Source organism: Sphingomonas sp. (assembly GCF_017304635.1).
GTDB lineage: Bacteria > Pseudomonadota > Alphaproteobacteria > Sphingomonadales > Sphingomonadaceae > Sphingomonas.
In genome coordinates this window covers 226,863-245,177 of record NZ_JAFKMA010000001.1, presented here as the reverse complement: position 1 = coordinate 245,177, position 18,315 = coordinate 226,863, and the positions used below count along the sequence as shown (strand labels likewise).

Below are 18,315 nucleotides of genomic sequence, written 5' to 3'. Positions count from 1 at the left end.
GGAAATCAGCAATGACCGAACAGCGCCGCGTCGGTGCCAGCCACCTCCACACCCCCAAATTGTGCCTGGGCGGCAACGTGTTCGGCTGGACCGCGGACAAGGCGACCAGCTTCGCCGTGCTCGACGCCTTTGTCGATGCCGGCGGGACATTGGTCGACACCGCCGATGTCTATTCGGCCTGGGTGCCGGGGCATCGGGGTGGCGAGTCGGAGAGCGTGATCGGCGAATGGCTGAAGACGAGCGGCAAGCAGGTCGGCGTCGCGACCAAGGTCGGCATGCTGCCCGGCGAAGGCGGCGAGAAGCTGGCACCGGCGCGGATCGCGGCGGCGTGTGAAGCCTCGCTCAAGCGGCTCGGGGTCGAGCAGATCGCGCTCTACTACGCGCACCAGGACGACGATGCGACGCCGCAGGAGGCGTATATGGAGGCGTTCGCCAAGCTGGTCGCGGCGGGCAAGGTCGCGACGCTCGGCGCGTCCAACTTTCACGCCGCGCGGCTCAAGTCGGCCAACGACATTGCGCGAGCCGCCGGCGCGCCGCATTTCAAGGCGCTGCAACCCGAATACAATCTGGTCAGCCGGCACAAGTACGAGGGCGAGTTGCAGGACTATTGCGTCGAGCACAATATCGGCGTGCTGCCCTATTACGGGCTCGCCTCGGGATTCCTGACCGGCAAGTACCGCTCCGCCGCGGATTTCGGGAAGAGCGTGCGCGGCAGCCGGATGCAGGCCTATCTCGACGGCACGGGGCCGGCAGTGCTGGCGGCGATGGATGCGATCGCCGCGGAAACCGGCGCGACGCTGGCACAGATCGCGCTGGCGTGGCTGGCCGCGCAACCCGGCATCACCGCGCCGATCGCTAGCGCAACCAGCGTCGCGCAATTGCAGGAACTGCTGCCGGCAATGGATCTGGCGCTGACACCGGCGCAAATCGACGCCCTCGATACGGCAGGCGCGTGACGGCGACGACGACGCGCCGCGCGCTGCTGGCCGGCGCGGCGGCCGCGACCCTGCCGCGGCTGGCGTTCGGCCAGAGCGAGCGCGCCTTCGTCATCGACTGGCAGGGCGGCGAACGGACGCCCGAACTTGCCGCCGCGCTCGACGCGCAGATCGCGATCGTGAAGGCGTTGCGGATCAAGCCCGGCATCGCGACCTTCTTCGCCGATCAGGTCATCACCGTCGATCGCGAGGCCGGTACGAAGACGCGCGCCGGCCCGCGCGGCGTGTTTTTCCAACGATCGCCGCTGCCGCCGCCCGAGGATCCGGTGCTGCTCCACGAACTGCTCCATCGCTACCATTTGCTGCGCCTGCCCGACGGTCGCGCCAACCGGACGGTGATCCGTTTCTACGATGCGGCGAAGGCGCGCGGCGACTGGCCGGCCCAGGCGTATCTCTACACCAACCCGCTCGAATTCTTCGCGATGGTGGCGTCGGTGACGTTGTGCGGCCACGCCGCCCGGCCGCCCTATACGCGCATGCTGGTGCGGCAGAAGCTGCCCGAGATATACGACTGGCTGGTCGGCGAGTTCGGACTGACCGTTTAGCGCGGGATACCCTCAAGACGACTTCCCCTCGTCATTGCGAGGCCAGTGGCGCCTAACTCGCCGGCACCAGCTCGATCACGTCGAGCATGGATTCGAATTTCGGATAGGGGATTGCGATCCGCCACCGCGCCGGCCCGACCCGCTCGACCATGCCCGCGACGTCGCGCAGCGTGTCGCGGCCATAGGTCAGCCACTTCGTCTCGTCCGCCAGCGCCAGCGTGCCCAGGAACACCTGCCTTGCGGTACCATCGTCGTACAGCCGCCCGTCCTGCCGCTGCGCCCCGTCCAGCTTGGTCAGGTGCGTCAGCGGACCGTCGGCGGTCACCTGGCAATGCGCCCAGGGATAGGCGACGAAATCGAGATTGCCCGCCGCCTTCGCCCCCAGCTTGAACACGCGGCAGCGATATTCGCCGACCGGCAGCTTCACCTTGGGCTGGGCTCGATCGAAATCGAACAGGGCGCCCTCCGCCGCGATCCTCGCGCCCGCCCCGCCGGCCCGCGCCTTCGCCAGCGCATCGATCCACGCCTGGCGCGTGTTGCGCAGGCTGATCGCGTCGTGCTCCGCCACGACGTTGCGCCAGTTGGTCGGCACCGAATCGCGCGCCGCCGCCGGCGCCGCGACCAGCGCCAGCCCCGCGAGCATCGCCCAGCGCAACGCCGTCATGCCGCGGTCCACCCGCCGTCGACCGACAGATTGGCGCCGGTGATCGCGCTCGCTTCGTCGCGGCAGAGGAACAGCGCCAGCGCCGCGACCTGCTCGGGCGTCACGAACTGCTTGGTCGGTTGCGCCGCCAGCAGCACGTCGTTCATCACTTGCTCGCGCGTCAGCCCGCGCGCCTTCATCGTGTCGGGGATCTGGTTCTCGACCAGCGGCGTCCAGACGTAGCCGGGCGAGATGCAATTGACCGTGATGCCGTCGCGCGCAACCTCCAGCGCGACGGCCTTGCTCAGCCCGACGACGCCGTGCTTGGCCGCGACATAGGCCGATTTGTTGGGGCTCGCGACCAGGCTGTGCGCCGAGGCGGTCGAGATGATGCGCCCCCAGCCCTTCGCCTTCATCGCCGGCACCGCGGCGTGGATGACGTGGAACGCGCTCGACAGGTTGATCGCGATGATCGCGTCCCATTTGTCGGTCGGGAACTGGTCGACCGGCGCAACGTGCTGGATACCGGCATTGTTGATGACGATGTCGGGGCCGCCGAGCGTGTCGGTGCAACGCTGCACCATCGCCGCGATCTCGTCCGGCTTCGTCATGTCGGCGGGGTCGTACAGGGCGACGGATCCGCTCGCCGCCGCCAGCGCCGCGCGTTCCGCCTCGATCGCGGCAGCGTCGCCGAAGCCGTTGATGACCACCGCCGCACCTTCCGCCGCCAGCGCCCTTGCGTAAGCCAGGCCGATCCCCGACGTCGAACCGGTGACGATCGCGCTCTTGCCCTTCAGGAACATGTCGTGCCTTTCGTGATTGCGGCTATCGCATGGGCCAAGCCAGGCCGGCGATCAACCGCACGATTGCACGCGTCGATTGCAACTCGGACGAGCGCGGCGCATTTGGTACGCGACGGCAACGACCAAGGGGGCATCCGCGATGCGGCTCGACGATTTCGATCCTAACGACATCGACGTTGGCGAGGCCCGTGGCGGCGGCGGGTTCAACCTTGGCGGTGGCGGTGGCGGTCTGCTGTTCGCGTTCCTGCCGATGCTATTCAGCCGGCTCGGCTGTCTCGGAACGGCGATCGTGCTCGGGTTGTTGCTGGTGTTCGGCGGATTCGGCAATCTTGGCGGATTATTGAGCGGGGGAGCACCGCAGTCGCAACAGACCACGACTGGTCCGGCGGAAGTCACCCGGCTCTGCACCGCGAATGCAAACGCGAAGTCCGCATGCAACGCCTTTGATTCGGCGCAAAAGACGTGGGCAGCGATCTTCGCGCAGCAAGGGCGCACTTTCCAGAAGCCGGGCCTGCGCTTCTATTCGGGATCTGGCCAGTCCGGGTGCGGTGCGGCGCAATCGGCGATGGGGCCATTCTATTGCCCGACCGACCATGACATTTACCTCGACACCAGCTTCTTCGACGAACTCGCCAGCCGCTTCGGCGCGAAGGGCGATTTCGCGCAGGACTACGTGATCGCGCACGAATTCGGCCATCACATCCAGAACCTGCTCGGTATTTCCGATCAGGTCACCCGCATGGAGGCCCGGTCGAGCCAGGCGGAGGGCAATCGCTATTCGGTGATGCTCGAACTCCAGGCCGACTGTTTCGCCGGCGTCTGGGCGGCAAAGAATCGCGACCGGATGGACCCGGGCGACGTCCAGGAAGGCATGACCGCCGCCCGCGCGATCGGCGACGACACGTTGCAGCAGGAGACGCAGGGCCGCATCGTGCCTGACAGCTTCACCCACGGCACCTCGGCGCAGCGGATGGAATGGCTGAAGCGCGGGATGGACACCGGCGACCCGCAGCAGTGCGACACCTTCCAGGGCGCACTCAGCCAGTAACCCTCACCGGTCGAGCGTCAACGCTCGACCCCGCGCACGCGACACGCACGGCAGCATGACGTCGCCGCGCTGGCGCTGTGCCTCGGTCAGAAAGTGGTCGCGATGGTCGACCTCGCCGGCGCACACGCGTAGCGCACAGTCGCCACAGGTGCCCTGCTCGCACGAGCTCGAACTGGCGACGCCCGCCGCCTTCAGCGCGTCGAGGATGCTTTCGTCGGCCGCGACGAGCAGCTTGCGGCCCGATCGCGCCAGCGTGACCTCGATCGCCTCGCGCGGGCCGGCCGAGGCGGCGAGCGGCGCGGCGAAATGCTCGCGATGGATCGCGCGGGCTGGCCAGCCGGCTGCTTGCACCACTTCGTCGACCGCGGTCATGAACCCGTCCGGCCCGCACATGTAGAGGTGCCCGCCGACTGGCCGATTCGCGAGGATGGCCGACAGCGCCGCGGGAATGGCCGCACGGCCGAGGCCGACATGCGTCTGGACATGCCCCGCCAGCGGCGGCTCGGCGAGCGCGTCGCGGAACGCCATCCCTTCGGCGTCGCGGCCGAAATAGTGGATCACGAACGGCACCCGCCGCGCTGCCAGATGTCGCGCCATGCTCAGGATCGGCGTGATGCCGATGCCCGCCGCGATCAGCGTCGCATGGCGCGTCGCGCGATCGATCGGGAACAGGTTGCGCGGCGCCCCGATACGCAGTTCCTGCCCCGGCACCAGCTTGTGCATCCCGCGCGACCCGCCGCGCGACTCGTCCTCCAGCCGCACCGCGATGGTGAAGCGGTCGCGCTGGCGCGGACCGTTGGTCAGCGAGAATTGCCGCTTGGGGCCATCGGGCACGTGCACGTCGATATGCGCGCCGGCCGCGAAGCGCGGCAGGCGGCGGCCGACCGAGGTCAGTTCGAACGACTTGATCCCCGGCGCTTCGTCCCGGATCGCGGCGACGCGGACGAGCAGCGGCGGACGCTTGCCCAGCCGCTTCTGCACGTAGCTGCGCACGCCGCTATAGCCGAGATAGAGGATCGCGAGCATCGCCGCGAGCGTCAGCAACTGGCCGAACAGTCCACCGACCGCACCCTGATGCAATCCCAGGATCCATTGATAGATGCGCTGGCCGAGCGACAATCTGGCGTAGGGCGTCGCCTGGACGATGCTGCCCGTCGCCGCTTCGGCATAGGCATAGTTGCGGATCTCGCGATGCGCGTCGCTCGGCAGATTATAATAGATTTCGATCGCGGATTGCTTGGCCGATGGCGGCTTCAGCGTCGCGGTGCGCGGCAGGGTGCCGGCAAGCGCCACGACGTTGCGCCATGCCGCGTCCACCGCCGCCGGCCGGCCCTTGGGCAATGCCGCCGGCCTGGGCTTGTGCAGCGGCTTCGAGCCAGTGACGGTCATGATGAACGCCTGCACCGAGTCGAACCCGATCACGACGCCGGTCGCCGCGATCAGCAGCAGCATCGGCGCCGCGAACGCGCCCACCACCGAATGCCGGTTGCGCGTCCGCGCGCGACCGTCGAGCGACCCGTCGAAGCGCAGCGCCGGCTTCCACGCCGATCGTCGCCGCGGCCACCAGATGAACAGCCCGAACCCCGCCATCACCACCGCCATGCACGCGGCGATCGTCGCGGCAACCTGACCCGCGATATCGGTCGGCAGGAAGCGCAGGCGGTGGAGCTTCTCGATGAACCCGAACGCGCCGTCCCAGCGCGAATGCAGCCCGAGCAGATGCCCGTCACAGCGATCGAAATAGGCCTGTTGCTCATCCTTGTACCGCACCATCAGCGACGCCGCCGGATCGGCCTTCCACCACAGCGAATCGACCGGCGACGCGTGCACCCCGCGCGCGGTCTTCAGGATGCCGTCGAACGAGGTCGGCGTCGCGCACCGTGTCGGCGAAACCAGATAGGTGTTGGCGATCGCATCGCCCTGCGGCCGCAACAACACCCACCCGCCGGTCGCCGCCAGGAAACAGCCGAGCAGGCCGACCGTGAGCCCGAACCACAGATGCGTGAAGGTCGCGAAGCGCTTGATCCTGCTCATGATCGATCCTGCCGGCGCGCGTGATGCGTGCGGATGGCAAAGGATAGCGGCACGGTCGGCGGGATGACTGAAAGCCGCCTGAAACCGTATTCAGGTGATCGGCGGGTGCGGGATCGCGAATGCGACTTCGAGTCCGCCATCCGGCGCCGGCGCCGCCGTGATGGTACCGTCATGGAGCTCGACGATGCTCCGGCAGATCGCGAGCCCGAGCCCTGTTCCGCCATCGGCATTGGTGAAGAAGCGGTCGAACAACCGCTCGCGCACGTCGGCCGACACGCCCGGGCCCTCGTCGCGCACCGCCAGCCGCCAGCCGCGGGCGTCGCGGATCGACGTGACCGTCACCGTGCCGCCCGCCGGGCTCGCGCGAAAGGCGTTGGACAAGAGGTTGAAGACGATCCGCCGCAGCCAGACGGCATCGAACGCGGCCGTCCCGGTGCCGCGATGGGCGATCTCGAGCCGGCACTGGCTCGCCTCCGCCAGCACGCGCGCGTCGGGCGCGAGCAGGTCGAGGAACGCGCTCGGGTCATGTGGAGCAATCGCCAAGGCCATGCTGCTCGAATCGGCGCGCGCCAGCACCAGCAGATCCTCGATCATCGCCGACAGCTGATCGATCTGCGCCACCTGCGCGACGACATGGTTCTCCTGCGGCTCGGACAGTGGCGGGCCGGTCAGCAGCGCTTCGGCATGCAGGCGGACGAGCGACAGCGGCGTCTTGAGCTCATGGCTGGCATCGGCGGTGAACTGGCGGATCTGGCGGAACGACGATTCGATGCGATCGAGCATCGCGTTCAGCAACCGCGCCAGCGCCCCCACCTCGTCGTCGCGCCGCCCGACCGGGATCCGCTCGGCGAGATTGTCGGACCCAACCCGCGACGCGGTCGCCGCGATATCGCGCAAGGGACGCAGCGCGACCTGGCTCAGCACATAGCCCAGCCCCACCCCCACCCCGATCATCGCGACCAGCAATACCGCCGACATCTCGACATAGGCCCACATCCCGGCGGTCACGTTGGTCAGCGGCGTCGCGATCAGCGCGAAGACGTTGGCGTGCGCGAACCGGCCGACACGAACTCGCTCGCCATCGGGCATGGTGATGCTGTGAAACGCGGGCGCGCCGCCGGCCGACACGATCGGCTGCGCCAGGTTGGTCGAGCGGAACAGCGAGCGCCCCGCCGCATCCTTGATCTCGACCCGGAACAGCGCCGCCGCATTGTCGGTCGTCCGCCGCAATCCGCGCGCCAGCACCGCGGGATCGTCGGCCTTCCCCAGCAGATCGAGGTGGGTGTCGATCCGCTGGTTCTCGGTGGTCAGCAGCCGGTCGACGCCCGCGACCAGCCGGTTGTCGATCTGCCAATAGCCGATGCCGAGGATGCCGGCAGTCGCGATCAGGAAGGTCGCGGCATAGAGCAACGTCAGCCGTGCCGCGAGCGAGGTCATTGCAGCTGGTATCCGACGCCGCGCACGGTGCGGAAATATTTGTCCTCCGGCGTTTCGATCCGCGCGCGCAACCGGCTCATATAGACGTCGAGCAGGTTGGTATCGACGTCCTCGTGGCTCTGCCAAATCTTCTCGCTGATGAAGGTACGGGTCAGGATGCGGCCGGCATTGTGGAGGAAGATTTCGAGCAACGCGAACTCGCGGGCGGTCAACTCGAGCGCGCGGCCGTCGAGCATCGCGGTGTGCGCGACGAGGTCGAGCGTGATGCCGCGATGGGTCAGGATGGTCTTGCGCGCGATCGACTGGCGGCGAAGCAGCGCACGCACGTTCGCCAGCAGTTCGTTCACCTGGAACGGCTTAGCGAGGTATACGTCGGCGCCGATATCGAGCCCGGTCACGCGATCGTCGACCGCGTCGCGCGCGCTCAGGATCAGCACCGGCTCGTTAAACCCGGTCTCCCGCCAGGCGCGCAGCAGCCCGAGCCCGCTGCCGTCGGGCAGGCCGATATCGAGCACGACTAGGTCGAACTTCTCCTCGGCCAGCATGTCCGCCGCCTCGGCACAAGTCGTCGCGAGCGACACTGAATAACTCTGCTCGGTCAGTGCCCGCCGAACGAAGGCGGCGAGCTGGGCGTGGTCCTCGACCACCAGAATCTTCATCCGCCTGTCCTCTCCACCGTCGCGCGTAACAGGCGCCGCGCGACGCTGCCTGAAGGCAACCTGAAATGGAATTAGGGAAAAATACAGCCCCGCCGCGCGCCGCTTCGGTAGCAGGCCCGTCAGCGAACGATCGCGCTGGGGGAGGATTGAGACGATGCGGCACAATCTGGTGGCGATGGCGTCCGTCATGGCCGCGATCTGGCCGGTCGCGGCGCCGGCGGCGCCCGAGGAAATCCAGGTATATATGGACGAGATGAGCCGGGCGCGCGAGTTCGGGCTCGACATCCACAATAATTACGTCCTGAGCGGCGACCGCACCCCCGATTATCTCGGTGAGCGGCAGTCGCTGCACCAATATCGCATCACGCCCGAATTCTCCTACGGCCTGTCCGATCATTTCGAGCTCGGCGCGTATCTGCCGCTGGCGGCGATCGACCATCGCGGCCGCTTCACCGTCGACGGAATCAAGTTCCGGCTGAAATATATCGGCAGCCAACGCGACACCAAAGTATTCTGGGGGGCCAATTTCGAGATCGGCCGCGTCCGCTACGCGCTCGACCAGAACCCCTACAATGCCGAGGCCAAGCTGATCGGCGGCGTCCATGCCGGACGCTGGACGGTGGCGGCGAACGCCAATATCGATTTCACCGTGTCAGGTCCCGCCCCCGGTCCCGCCTCGCTCGAGATCGCGAGCAAGATCAGCTATGCGGTGACGCGCGGCTTCTCGATCGGAATCGAGAACTACAACGGCGTCGGCGAATTTCGCCGGCTGGGGCGGTTCGGTACCAGCGACCAGTCGACCTACCTGACCGCCGATACGCATGTCGGCAAATGGGACCTGAATGTCGGGGTCGGCCGCGGCTACGGCGCCAACAAGGACCATTGGACGGTCAAGGCGATCGTCGGGGTGCCGTTCCGGTGACCCCGCTCGCCGGCTCTGCGCAGGTCGAGGTGACGCCGGTCGACCCGGCACACACTGCCGATGGCGAGAGCGGCCCGGGCTGGTGGTGGCGGATCATGGAGACGCGAATCGGTATCGTTCCGCTGCCGGTATTCGTGGTGATCGTCGGCCTGATCGCGGCCTATGTCCGGCTGGGCAAGGTGCCGGCGGACCTGACCACCAATATCCTGATCCTGACCGCCGGCGGGTTCGCCTGTGCGGAGGTCGGCAAGCATCTGCCCGGGTTGCGCCGCGTCGGGGCCGCCGCGATCCTGGCCGCATTCGTGCCGTCGCTGCTGGTCTGGCTCGGCATCATCCCGGCCCCGCTCAAGGCGTCGATCGCCACTTTTACCGACCAGAGCAACTTCCTCTATCTGTTCATCGGCACGATCATCGTCGGGTCGATCCTTGGGATGGACCGCCGGATGCTGATCGGCGGTTTCCTGAAGATTCTGGCGCCGATGCTGGCGGGGTCGATCGCCGCGGTGATCGCCGGGTGCACGGTCGGGGTGGCGCTGGGGTTCAGCCTGTCGCACGTCGCATTCTTCATCGTCGTGCCGGTGCTGGGCGGCGGGGTCGGCGAAGGCGCGATTCCGCTGTCGATCGGGTACGCCGCGCTGTCCGGCATGCCGCAGGGCGATATGCTCGCCGAAATCCTGCCGGCGGTGATGTTCGGCAACCTCGCCGCCGTGCTGAGCGCTGGCGGGCTCAACCTGCTCGGCAAGCGACATCCGCACCTGACCGGCGACGGCGAGTTGCAACCGGGCGAGCACGACGTGCCGCTGAGCGGTTCCGCGGCGCCCCGCTTCCTGCCCGATCTGCCGACGATCGGCGGCGCGGTCGTGCTGGCGATGACGCTCTACACGATCGGCGCTTTGGTCCAGCAGCTGACCGGATTTCCCGGGCCGGTGACGATGCTGTTCGTGGCACTGGCGCTGAAACTTGGCCGGCTGGTGTCGCCGCAGCTCGAACAGGGCGCCTATCGCAGCTACCAGTTCTTCGCGCAGGTGGTGACCTACCCGCTGCTGTTCGCGCTGGGCGTCGCCAAGACGCCGTGGGAAAAGCTGATGAGCGCATTCAACGTCGCCGAGATCCTGACGATCGTCGCGACCGTCGGCGCGCTGGTCGTGACCGGCTTCGTGACCGGGCGGCTGGTGAATATCCATCCGGTCGAAGCGGGCATCGTCACCGCGTGCCGCGCGAGTCAGGGCGGGACCGGCGACGTCGCGATCCTCAGCGCGTCGAACCGGATGGTGCTGATGCCATTCGCGCAGGTCGCGACGCGGATCGGCGGCGCGCTGACGGTGACCGTCGCGCTGGCGCTGTTCGCACGGTTTGGCGGCTGACGTGCGCGACGACCCGACGTTGCTCGCCCGGTCGGCGGGCAGCGTCGTCTTCGGCAGCGATGCGACGGGCTATCACGCGGCGCGCCTCGGCTATCCGGACGCGCTGTTCGACCGCATCCTGACCTATGCCGGCGACAGCGCGCCGCGCGTGGTCGAAATCGGGCCGGGCACCGGACTCGCGACCCGCGCGCTGCTCGATCGCGGCGTCGCCGATCTCGTCGCGGTCGAGCCTGATGCGGGCATGGTCGAATACCTCCGCGCGACAATCGCCGACCGCCGTCTCCACATCGTGGATTCCGGGTTCGTCGATACCGACCTGCCGCACGCCGCGTTCGACCTCGCCGTGGCGGCGTGCGCGTTCCACTGGATCGAGCCGGCCGCCGGCCATGCCAAGCTGCGCGCGATCGTGCGACGCGGCGGCGCGGTCGCATTGTGGTGGCATTCCTACGCAACCCGCACCGCGATCCGTTCTTCGACGCGCTGGCGGAATCGCTGCACGGCCTCGCCCTGCCGCCGTCCGAGGGTGCCGGCGGCCATCGCTACCTCGACCGCGAGCGCCAGTGCGCCGAACTGGCCGACGGCGGGTTCGATGCGGTGCAAGCGGAGGTGTTCACCACCGAACGCATGCTCGACGCCGCCGCGATGCGCGGGCTCTATGCCAGTTTCTCGTTCGTGCGATTGCTGCCGGATGCCGATCGCCACCGCCTGCTCGACCGCATCGGCGATCTGGTAGAGCGGCGCTTCGGCGGCGCGGCGCCCAATGTCGTGCTCACCCCTCTCTACCTCGGGCGGCGAAGCTGAGGCCGTCCTGACACTCAGCTTAACGCGTTTTCATGCGCAGTTTAGATTGGGTCGCGCTCTCATATGCAAAGACCTTCCCTACGATGTCCGGACACGGCAAAAGGCCGGAGCCCGTGACCGCTGGGGAGAGGGATCATGACGGGTGAAGCGATGGCGGCCGGCCGGGCCGTTTGGATCAAGACGATCGGCGCTTGCTCGCTGGGCGCGCTCGCGGTCGTGCTGGCGACGCCCGCTTCCGCGCAGACCGGTCCCAACCCGGCCGCCGCCCCGGCTCCCTCAGACCAAGCCGCCGGCCAGACTGCGAAACCGGCAGCGGACGCCGCCGCCGCCGATGAGAAGGATATCGTCGTCACCGGCCGCTTCGTCGATACGCAAGGATCGACCGCGTCGAAGATGGACATCCGCCTGCTCGACACGCCGGCCAGTACCGACAGCTACAACGGCAATTTCCTGAAGGCGATCGAGACGACCAACGTCTCCGACCTCTACCGCTACATGACCGGCATCCAGCGCGCCGGCAACACCGGGTACGACATCACCTTCCGCGGGTTCAAGACGTCGGGCAGTGATCGCGGCGCGATCCTGACCGACGGCCTGCCCGGCCTGTCGGTGCGGTTCGGATCGCCGCCGACCATCGGCACCGACCATATCGATCTGGTCAAGGGCCCGACCGCCGTCCTCTACGGCCAGGGCCAGCCCGGCGGCTTCATCAATATCATAACCAAGAAGCCCAAGTTCACGCCCGAGTTCGAGGTCGAGTTCAAGGGGCTGACCGGGCTCGGCCCGTACAACCGCCAGCTCGGTGGGCTGGTGTCTTTCGACTTCACCGGGCCGGTCGACAGTGCCGAGAACCTGGCCGTCCGCGTGGTCGGGGAGACCGGCTATACCCGCGGCTTCCGGCAATATGCCTATGAGCAGCCGATCTACATTGCCCCCAGCCTGACCTGGCGCCTGTCGCCGCGCACCACGCTGACCGTGGGCGGCGAATATCGCTACGTGAAAACTCACCAGGACACCTATCTGGTCGCGCCCGGCAAGGATGCGAACCTGATCGCCAATATCGACACCAGCTATCAGGAGCCGGGCGATTTCCTCGCCGAGCGCGGGGCGATCGGCAACGTCTATTTCAACCATCAGTTCAGTGACGCAGTGAAGTTCTACGTCGGCTATCGCTACGTCGATCACGATGATCGCCAGCGCAATTACGACGTCATCGGTTTCTCTTCGACCAGCCCGCTGACCACGATCACGCGCCGCGCGCGCGGTCAGATCAACCTGCGCACCTACAGCTTCGTCGACACCAACCTGTCGGCCAAGTTCACGGTCGCCGGGATCGGCAACACGCTGCTGGTCGGGTTCAATGGCGGGCAGGAGACGTCGAGCTTCGACCGCACGCAATTCTACAACTGCCAGCCGACCCCGACACCGGCTTGCACCTCGCTCAACCTGTCGATCTACAACCCGGCGCTCGGCGTGGCGCCGGCGCTCGAAAGCTTTCCGCTCTACAATACCGGGCAATCGGCCAACTTGAACTGGCGCTACACGTCGCAGAATTCGCTCGGCGCCTATGCGTCCGACCTGATCTCGTTCGGTGACATCGTGAAACTGATGGTCGGCGTCCGCTACGCCAACGAGCGGCAGGCGATCTCCGACAAGCGCATCACCACGTTCGTGCCGATCTACAAGAAGGACACCAAGTTGTTGCCGCAGGCCGGGTTGCTGATCGAGCCCAACCGGCACCTGACCTTCTATGCCAGCTACAGCACGTCGTTCGTCCCGGTCGCGGCGTCCTCGCAGGATAATTTCGGGCTCAACCCGTTCAAGCCGACCGAGGCGAAATCGTATGAGGGCGGCGTCAAGACCAACCTGTTCGACGGCCGGCTGAATCTCACCGCCGCCTATTTCGATATCGAGCGCAAGAACGTGCTCAACACCTTCAACTGCCTGACACAGGCGCAGTTGATCGCGGCGGGAATCGCCATTCCGACCGGGGCGACGATCGCCACCGGTACGTGCTCCAACCAGCTCGGCGCCGACCGTTCACGCGGCTTCGAGGTCGAAGTCAACGCCAACCCCCTGCCCGGCTGGAATATCACCGGCGGCTACGCCCATACCAAGGCGCGGGTCGTCAGCTCGAACGTCGCGACCCAGGTCGGCGCGCGACAGACCAACTCGCCGGACGACGCGTTCAATTTCTGGACGCGTTACGACATTCAGGACGGCGCGCTGGCGCGGCTCGGGCTCGGCTTGGGCGTGTCCTATATCGGCAAGCGCGTCGGCCTGTTGCCGGTCAGCCCGATCGCTGCGGGGCCGGAAAACGGCACGCTGCCGCTCAAAGGCTACACCACGGTCGATGCCGGCCTGTATTACAATCCCAGCGACCGGCTCAACCTGACGCTGAAGGTCACCAACCTGTTCGACACGCGCTATATCGAAAGCGCGGGTCTGACCGGCGACATCCAGCTGGTGCCGGGCATGCCGCGGCTGCTGACGCTGACCGCGCGGATCAAGCTGTAGGGTATCGGACCGGCGCGCGCCGCGTGCCGGTCACCCGCTCCCGATCAGGATGCCCGCCGCCAGCACGAGTAGACCGCCCAGCATGACCTTGGCGGCGGCGGACAGCGGCGGCGTTTCCATATATTTGTACTGAATCCACGCGATCGTGCCGAGTTCGATCAGCACGACGATGCCGGCGACGATGATCGCCAGCCGGAAATCGCCGATCAGGAACGGCAGCGTGTGGCCGATCCCGCCCGCCGTCGTCATCAGCCCGCACACCGCGCCGCGCAGAAACGGCGCGCCGCGCCCCGACAGCTTGCCGTCATCGGCCAGCGCCTCGGCGAACCCCATCGAGATGCCTGCGCCGATCGACGCCGCCATCCCGACCAGGAACGCGTTGAACGGCTGGTGCGTGGCGAAGGCGGCAGCGAAGACCGGCGCCAGCGTCGAGACCGATCCGTCCATCAGCCCGACCAAGCCCGGCTGCACGATCTGCAGCACGAAGCGGCGGCGCGCGCTGTCGTCCTCGGCATCGCGCTTGCCGGGGGTCAGGTGGCGTTGCTGCACTTCCTCGGCGCTGGCCATATGGTCCATCTCGGCCGCCGCCAGATCCCCGAGCAACTTGCGGATCGCGGGGTCGGTCGTCCGCGCCGATGCCTGCTGGTAGAAGCGGCTAGCGTCGCGCTCCATCATGCGCGCGGCGTCGCGGATCGCGTCGATCCCGCGCCGAATCACCTGGCGCGGCTCGCGCGGATGTGGCGCTCCGCGCACCTCGCGCCGCGTGATGTAGGGCAAGTGCCGCCCGAACCGCTCCTCGTACAGATCGAGCAGCAGGCGGCGATGCTCGTCCTCTTCCGCCGCCATATCGTCGAACACCTTGGCCGAATCCGGATAATTCTCACGCAGATGCTCGGCGAAATCGCCGTAGATGCGGCGATCCTCTTCCTCGTTGCTGATCGCCAGCGCGAGGACTTCACGCTCGCTGAGTTGATCGAACGATCGCATATGCTGGTTCCTGAATGACTAAAATAGGGCCGGATCGCGTCCGGCCTCAACGTCGGTCAAGCAGCGAAAAGCAGCGGCGTAAAGGGGGTGGGGCGGCGATTAATGAACGCGCATCGCAACGGGCGCGCTACTGCGAACGCGACGCGCAAACAACAGCACGACGACGAAGCAGACCGCCGGCACCAGCATGGCGCGATCGATGCTCGCGAGGTCCGACACGCGCCCCATGATCGCGGTGACGACCGCGCCGCCGATCACCGCCATCACGATGATCGACGACCCGGCGCGCCGCAGCGGCCCCAGCCGCTCGATACCCAACGCAAAGATCGTCGGGAACTGCACCGACATGAAGAAGCTCGTCGCGACCAGCGCCCACAGGCCGGCCTCGCCGCCGATCAGCGCGGCGGCAATCGCGAGGGTCAGACTGGCGAGCGCGAAGGCGGCGAGCAGCAGCGGCGGCGCGATGCGGCGCATCAGGGCCGAGCCCGCCAACCGGCCGAATCCGAACAGGACCAAGCTGGCGAACAGATAGTCAGCGGCGGTACGCTCGCTCATCCCCGGCACGTTCGCCTGGGCGTAGCGGATCGTGTAGCTCCACAGGCCGACCTGCGCGCCGACATAGAAGAATTGCGCGACCGCCGCGAAGCGCAGCCGTGGATCGCGCAGCGCCTGCGCGACATCGCGCGCGCCGCCGCCCTGGCCGTTGGTCTCCACCTCGGCCCGCTCGGGAAAGCGGATCAGTGCCGCCGCGAGCGCGAACGCGAGCACTACGACGCCGATCGCGATGTACGGCGCCTGCACCGCGGCGACGTCGGCGCGCAGCAATGCCGCGCGCTCGGCCGCGCTTAGCGTCGCGATCCGCGCTGGGTCGGCGGGCAAGTCGGACAGGATGAAGAATCGCCCGATCAGGACGCCGGTGACCGTGCCGAGCGGGTTCGCCGCCTGCGCGAGCGTCAGCCGCCACGCGGCCCCCTCCGGCGCGCCCAGTTCGGTGACCAGCGGGTTCGCCGCCGTCTCCAGGAACGCCAGACCGCTCGCGATCACGAACAGAGCCGCCAGGAACCAGCGATATTCGGCGAACCGTGCCGCCGGATAGAACAGCAACGCGCCGGCCGCGTATAGCAGCAACCCGGTGACGATCGCCGCCTTGTATCCACCCCGCCGCGCGACGATCGCCGCCGGAATCGCGAACAGGAAATACCCGACATAGAAGGATTGCTGAACGAAGCTGGTTTCGAAATCCGTAAGCGTAAAGCTGCGCTTGAACTGCGCGATCAGGATATCGTTGAGGTTGTTCGCCATCCCCCACAGGAAGAACAGCGACACGGTCAGGACGATGGCGGGAACGTAGCGGCGTCCGGTTCCAGCGGTCATCTTCCCCCCTCTCCTATTTCCTCGCGCCGTCGAGCTTATTGCCGACAGACCGCGACGTCATGGCACATAGCGATAATCGACCAGCGTCTCCGGCTTCATCTCGATCGAATAGCCCGGCTGAGCGGGCGCGCGATAGGCGGCGTGTTCGACGATGCACGGATCGACGAAATGCTCGTGCAGGTGATCGACATATTCCGCGACGCGCCCGTCGGTCGTGCCGGAGAAGCACAGGTAATCGATCATCGACAGATGCTGGACATATTCGCACAGCCCGACCCCGCCGGCATGCGGACAGACCGGCAAGTCGAACCGCGCCGCCAGCAACAGCACCGCCAGCGCCTCGTTCACCCCGCCGACGCGACACGCATCGAGCTGGACCACATCGACCGCGCCCGCCGCCATGAACTGTTTGAACAGGATGCGGTTCTGGCACATCTCGCCGGTCGCAACGCGGATCCCGCCGATGCCGTCGCGGATCGCGCGATGGCCCAGCACATCGTCGGGGCTGGTCGGTTCCTCGACGAACCACGGATCGGCGAAGGCGAGCGCGTTGATCCATTCGATCGCCTGGCCGACCTCCCACACCTGGTTCGCGTCGATCATCAGCCGCCGGTCGGGCCCGAGCTCATCACGCGCGATGCGCACGCGGCGGACATCGTCGTCAAGGTCGCGGCCGACCTTCAGCTTCACATGCTCGAACCCGGCCGCGGCTGCCTCGCGGGCCAGGCGGCGCAGCTTGTCGTCGGGATAGCCGAGCCACCCGGCCGAGGTCGTGTAGCAGGGATAGCCTTCGCGCTGGAGCCGCGCGATCCGCTCCGCCTTGCCGGCGGCGCGTTCCGTCAGCAGCGCGAGCGCCTGATCCGGGGTGATCGCGTCGGTCAGATAGCGGAAATCGATCGCGGCGATGATCTCCGCCGGCGTCATGTCGGCTACCAGCCGCCACAGCGGCTTGCCCGCCGCCTTCGCCCACAAATCCCAGATCGCGTTGACGACCGCACCGGTCGCCAGATGCATCGCGCCCTTGTCCGGCCCGATCCAGCGCAACTGGCTATCGCCGGTCAACCGCCGCCACATCTCGCCCGGATGCGCGGCGATCCAGTCGAGATCGAGCCCGATCACCAGATGCCGCATCGCCTCGATCGCGGCGATGCACACCTCGTTGCCGCGACCGATCGTGAAGGTCAGGCCATGTCCCGCGAGGCCCGGCGTGTCGGTGTCGAGAATGACATAAGCGGCCGAATAATCGGGGTCGGGATTCATCGCGTCGGACCCGTCCAGCGCCAGGCTGGTCGGGAACCGCAAGTCCACGGTTCGCATCCCGACGATGCGCGTCATGCTGCGGCGACCGTCCGCTGGGTCTGCGCGCCGAGCCCGTCGATACCGAGCCGCACGGTCTGGCCGGGCCGCAGGAACACCGGCGGCTTCTGCCCAAGCCCGACACCGGCCGGCGTGCCCGTCGCGATGATGTCGCCAGGTTCCAGCGTGCAGAACCCGCTGACATAGGCGACCAGTTCGGCGACGGTGAAGATCATGTTGGCGGTGGTGCCGTCCTGATAGCGATGCCCGTCCACCTCCAGCCACAGCCGCAATGCCTGCGGGTCGGGAATGTCGTCGGTCGTCACCAGCCACGGGCCGATCGGGCCGAAGCTGTCGCACCCCTTGCCCTTGTCCCACATCCCGCCGCGCTCGAGCTGGAACGCGCGCTCCGACACGTCGTGGACCACGCAATAGCCCACGACGTGCGCCAGCGCGTCGGCGGCATCGACATGGCGCGCCGCACTACCGATCACGACACCGAGCTCGACCTCCCAGTCGGTCTTTTCCGACCCGCGCGGAATGATGACGTCGTCGTCCGGCCCGACCACGGCGCTGGTCCATTTGCCGAACACGATCGGCTCGGCGGGCGGCTGGGCACCGGTCTCGGCGGCGTGATCCGAATAATTGAGTCCGATGCAGACGAACTTGCCCGGCCGCGCGATGCAGGCGCCGATGCGGGGGTTGCCGGGCACGACCGGCAGCGCGGCCGGATCGAGCGCCGCAATCTCCGCCAGGCCGGCGGGCGTCAGCCGCGCGCCACCAAGATCGCCCAGCGCCTCGGGCAACGCGCGGATCGCCCCGTCCGCATCGAGAAGACCGGCGCGTTCCTCGCCGATCGGACCATAGCGCAGCAGCTTCATGGCAATGCC

At 67.5% G+C, this 18,315-nt stretch carries 16 protein-coding genes and 1 pseudogene; 8 read left to right on the top strand and 9 right to left on the bottom strand.

What is annotated here, in order from left to right:
- The first annotated feature begins 11 nt into the window (after positions 1-11).
- Both J0I47_RS01155 and J0I47_RS01150 read left to right on the top strand, forming a co-directional pair.
- Positions 12-956 carry an aldo/keto reductase gene (locus J0I47_RS01155; RefSeq protein ID WP_294044609.1) on the top strand — a complete coding sequence of 315 codons (945 nt, stop codon included), beginning with the start codon at positions 12-14 and terminating at the stop codon, positions 954-956.
- Positions 953-1,540 (top strand): hypothetical protein, encoded by a 588-nt coding sequence (locus J0I47_RS01150; protein WP_294044608.1) that lies wholly within the window; start codon positions 953-955, stop codon positions 1,538-1,540. Before J0I47_RS01155 ends, J0I47_RS01150 begins: the two co-directional genes overlap by 4 nt.
- A 52-nt stretch (positions 1,541-1,592) precedes the next feature.
- On the opposite strand, the gene J0I47_RS01145 is transcribed toward J0I47_RS01150, so the two are convergent.
- Together J0I47_RS01145 and J0I47_RS01140 are read right to left on the bottom strand one after the other, a co-directional pair.
- On the bottom strand, positions 1,593-2,204 hold the full coding sequence (locus J0I47_RS01145; protein WP_294044607.1) for a DUF4893 domain-containing protein: 612 nt from the start codon (positions 2,202-2,204) through the stop codon (positions 1,593-1,595).
- The gene (locus J0I47_RS01140; RefSeq protein WP_294044606.1) at positions 2,201-2,986 is read right to left on the bottom strand and encodes a 3-hydroxybutyrate dehydrogenase; all 786 of its coding nucleotides are present in this window, start codon (positions 2,984-2,986) and stop codon (positions 2,201-2,203) included. Before J0I47_RS01140 ends, J0I47_RS01145 begins: the two co-directional genes overlap by 4 nt.
- Positions 2,987-3,125: 139 nt before the next feature.
- Here J0I47_RS01140 and J0I47_RS01135 point away from each other — a divergent pair, with 139 nt between their 5' ends.
- A complete protein-coding gene (locus J0I47_RS01135) occupies positions 3,126-4,034 on the top strand; it encodes a neutral zinc metallopeptidase (protein WP_294044605.1) in 909 nt (302 codons plus the stop codon).
- Between the two features lie 3 nt (positions 4,035-4,037).
- Here the strand turns inward: J0I47_RS01135 and J0I47_RS01130 are convergent, their stop codons facing one another.
- The 3 genes from J0I47_RS01130 to J0I47_RS01120 form a co-directional block, all read right to left on the bottom strand.
- The gene (locus J0I47_RS01130; RefSeq protein WP_294044604.1) at positions 4,038-6,068 is read right to left on the bottom strand and encodes a PepSY domain-containing protein; all 2,031 of its coding nucleotides are present in this window, start codon (positions 6,066-6,068) and stop codon (positions 4,038-4,040) included.
- Between the two features lie 90 nt (positions 6,069-6,158).
- A complete protein-coding gene (locus J0I47_RS01125) occupies positions 6,159-7,505 on the bottom strand; it encodes an ATP-binding protein (RefSeq protein WP_294044603.1) in 1,347 nt (448 codons plus the stop codon).
- On the bottom strand, positions 7,502-8,164 hold the full coding sequence (locus J0I47_RS01120; RefSeq protein WP_294044602.1) for a response regulator transcription factor: 663 nt from the start codon (positions 8,162-8,164) through the stop codon (positions 7,502-7,504). The genes J0I47_RS01125 and J0I47_RS01120 overlap by 4 nt, the downstream gene beginning before the upstream one ends.
- A 154-nt stretch (positions 8,165-8,318) precedes the next feature.
- Between J0I47_RS01120 and J0I47_RS01115 the strand changes: the two genes are divergently transcribed.
- From J0I47_RS01115 to J0I47_RS01100, 5 genes and pseudogenes are all read left to right on the top strand, one after another.
- Positions 8,319-9,086 (top strand): hypothetical protein, encoded by a 768-nt coding sequence (locus J0I47_RS01115; protein WP_294044601.1) that lies wholly within the window; start codon positions 8,319-8,321, stop codon positions 9,084-9,086.
- Positions 9,083-10,450: a 2-hydroxycarboxylate transporter family protein gene (locus tag J0I47_RS01110; protein ID WP_294044600.1), complete on the top strand. Its 1,368-nt coding sequence runs from the start codon at positions 9,083-9,085 to the stop codon at positions 10,448-10,450. The genes J0I47_RS01115 and J0I47_RS01110 overlap by 4 nt, the downstream gene beginning before the upstream one ends.
- A 1-nt stretch (position 10,451) precedes the next feature.
- A pseudogene (locus J0I47_RS15745) lies at positions 10,452-10,868 on the top strand (class I SAM-dependent methyltransferase); the annotation flags it as partial.
- Between the two features lie 17 nt (positions 10,869-10,885).
- Complete coding sequence (locus J0I47_RS01105; RefSeq protein WP_294044599.1) at positions 10,886-11,251, top strand: hypothetical protein; 366 nt, start codon at positions 10,886-10,888, stop codon at positions 11,249-11,251.
- Positions 11,252-11,386: 135 nt separating this feature from the next.
- Positions 11,387-13,768, top strand: coding sequence for a TonB-dependent receptor (locus J0I47_RS01100; protein ID WP_294044598.1), 2,382 nt, complete (start codon positions 11,387-11,389; stop codon positions 13,766-13,768).
- 30 nt (positions 13,769-13,798) lie between these two features.
- Here the strand turns inward: J0I47_RS01100 and mbfA are convergent, their stop codons facing one another.
- The 4 genes from mbfA to J0I47_RS01080 form a co-directional block, all read right to left on the bottom strand.
- On the bottom strand, positions 13,799-14,755 hold the full coding sequence (mbfA, locus tag J0I47_RS01095) for an iron exporter MbfA (protein WP_294044597.1): 957 nt from the start codon (positions 14,753-14,755) through the stop codon (positions 13,799-13,801).
- A 99-nt stretch (positions 14,756-14,854) separates the two neighbouring features.
- A complete protein-coding gene (fucP, locus tag J0I47_RS01090) occupies positions 14,855-16,129 on the bottom strand; it encodes an L-fucose:H+ symporter permease (RefSeq protein ID WP_294044596.1) in 1,275 nt (424 codons plus the stop codon).
- Positions 16,130-16,186: 57 nt separating this feature from the next.
- A complete protein-coding gene (locus J0I47_RS01085) occupies positions 16,187-17,464 on the bottom strand; it encodes an L-fuconate dehydratase (protein ID WP_294044595.1) in 1,278 nt (425 codons plus the stop codon).
- Positions 17,461-18,306 (bottom strand): fumarylacetoacetate hydrolase family protein, encoded by an 846-nt coding sequence (locus tag J0I47_RS01080; RefSeq protein WP_294044594.1) that lies wholly within the window; start codon positions 18,304-18,306, stop codon positions 17,461-17,463. Before J0I47_RS01080 ends, J0I47_RS01085 begins: the two co-directional genes overlap by 4 nt.
- Between the last annotated feature and the right edge of the window lie 9 nt (positions 18,307-18,315).

Excerpts from the sequence above, each read along its gene's own strand:
- fucP (WP_294044596.1), bottom strand. The coding sequence starts at position 16,129 with ATGACCGCTGGAACCGGACGCCGCTACGTTCCCGCCATCGTCCTGACC.
- J0I47_RS01145 (WP_294044607.1), bottom strand. The coding sequence starts at position 2,204 with ATGACGGCGTTGCGCTGGGCGATGCTCGCGGGGCTGGCGCTGGTCGCG.
- J0I47_RS01085 (WP_294044595.1), bottom strand. The coding sequence starts at position 17,464 with ATGACGCGCATCGTCGGGATGCGAACCGTGGACTTGCGGTTCCCGACC.
- J0I47_RS01130 (WP_294044604.1), bottom strand. The coding sequence starts at position 6,068 with ATGAGCAGGATCAAGCGCTTCGCGACCTTCACGCATCTGTGGTTCGGG.
- J0I47_RS01115 (WP_294044601.1), top strand. The coding sequence starts at position 8,319 with ATGCGGCACAATCTGGTGGCGATGGCGTCCGTCATGGCCGCGATCTGG.
- mbfA (WP_294044597.1), bottom strand. The coding sequence starts at position 14,755 with ATGCGATCGTTCGATCAACTCAGCGAGCGTGAAGTCCTCGCGCTGGCG.
- J0I47_RS01125 (WP_294044603.1), bottom strand. The coding sequence starts at position 7,505 with ATGACCTCGCTCGCGGCACGGCTGACGTTGCTCTATGCCGCGACCTTC.
- J0I47_RS01080 (WP_294044594.1), bottom strand. The coding sequence starts at position 18,306 with ATGAAGCTGCTGCGCTATGGTCCGATCGGCGAGGAACGCGCCGGTCTT.
- J0I47_RS01100 (WP_294044598.1), top strand. The coding sequence starts at position 11,387 with ATGACGGGTGAAGCGATGGCGGCCGGCCGGGCCGTTTGGATCAAGACG.
- J0I47_RS01120 (WP_294044602.1), bottom strand. The coding sequence starts at position 8,164 with ATGAAGATTCTGGTGGTCGAGGACCACGCCCAGCTCGCCGCCTTCGTT.
- J0I47_RS01135 (WP_294044605.1), top strand. The coding sequence starts at position 3,126 with ATGCGGCTCGACGATTTCGATCCTAACGACATCGACGTTGGCGAGGCC.
- J0I47_RS01140 (WP_294044606.1), bottom strand. The coding sequence starts at position 2,986 with ATGTTCCTGAAGGGCAAGAGCGCGATCGTCACCGGTTCGACGTCGGGG.
- J0I47_RS01155 (WP_294044609.1), top strand. The coding sequence starts at position 12 with ATGACCGAACAGCGCCGCGTCGGTGCCAGCCACCTCCACACCCCCAAA.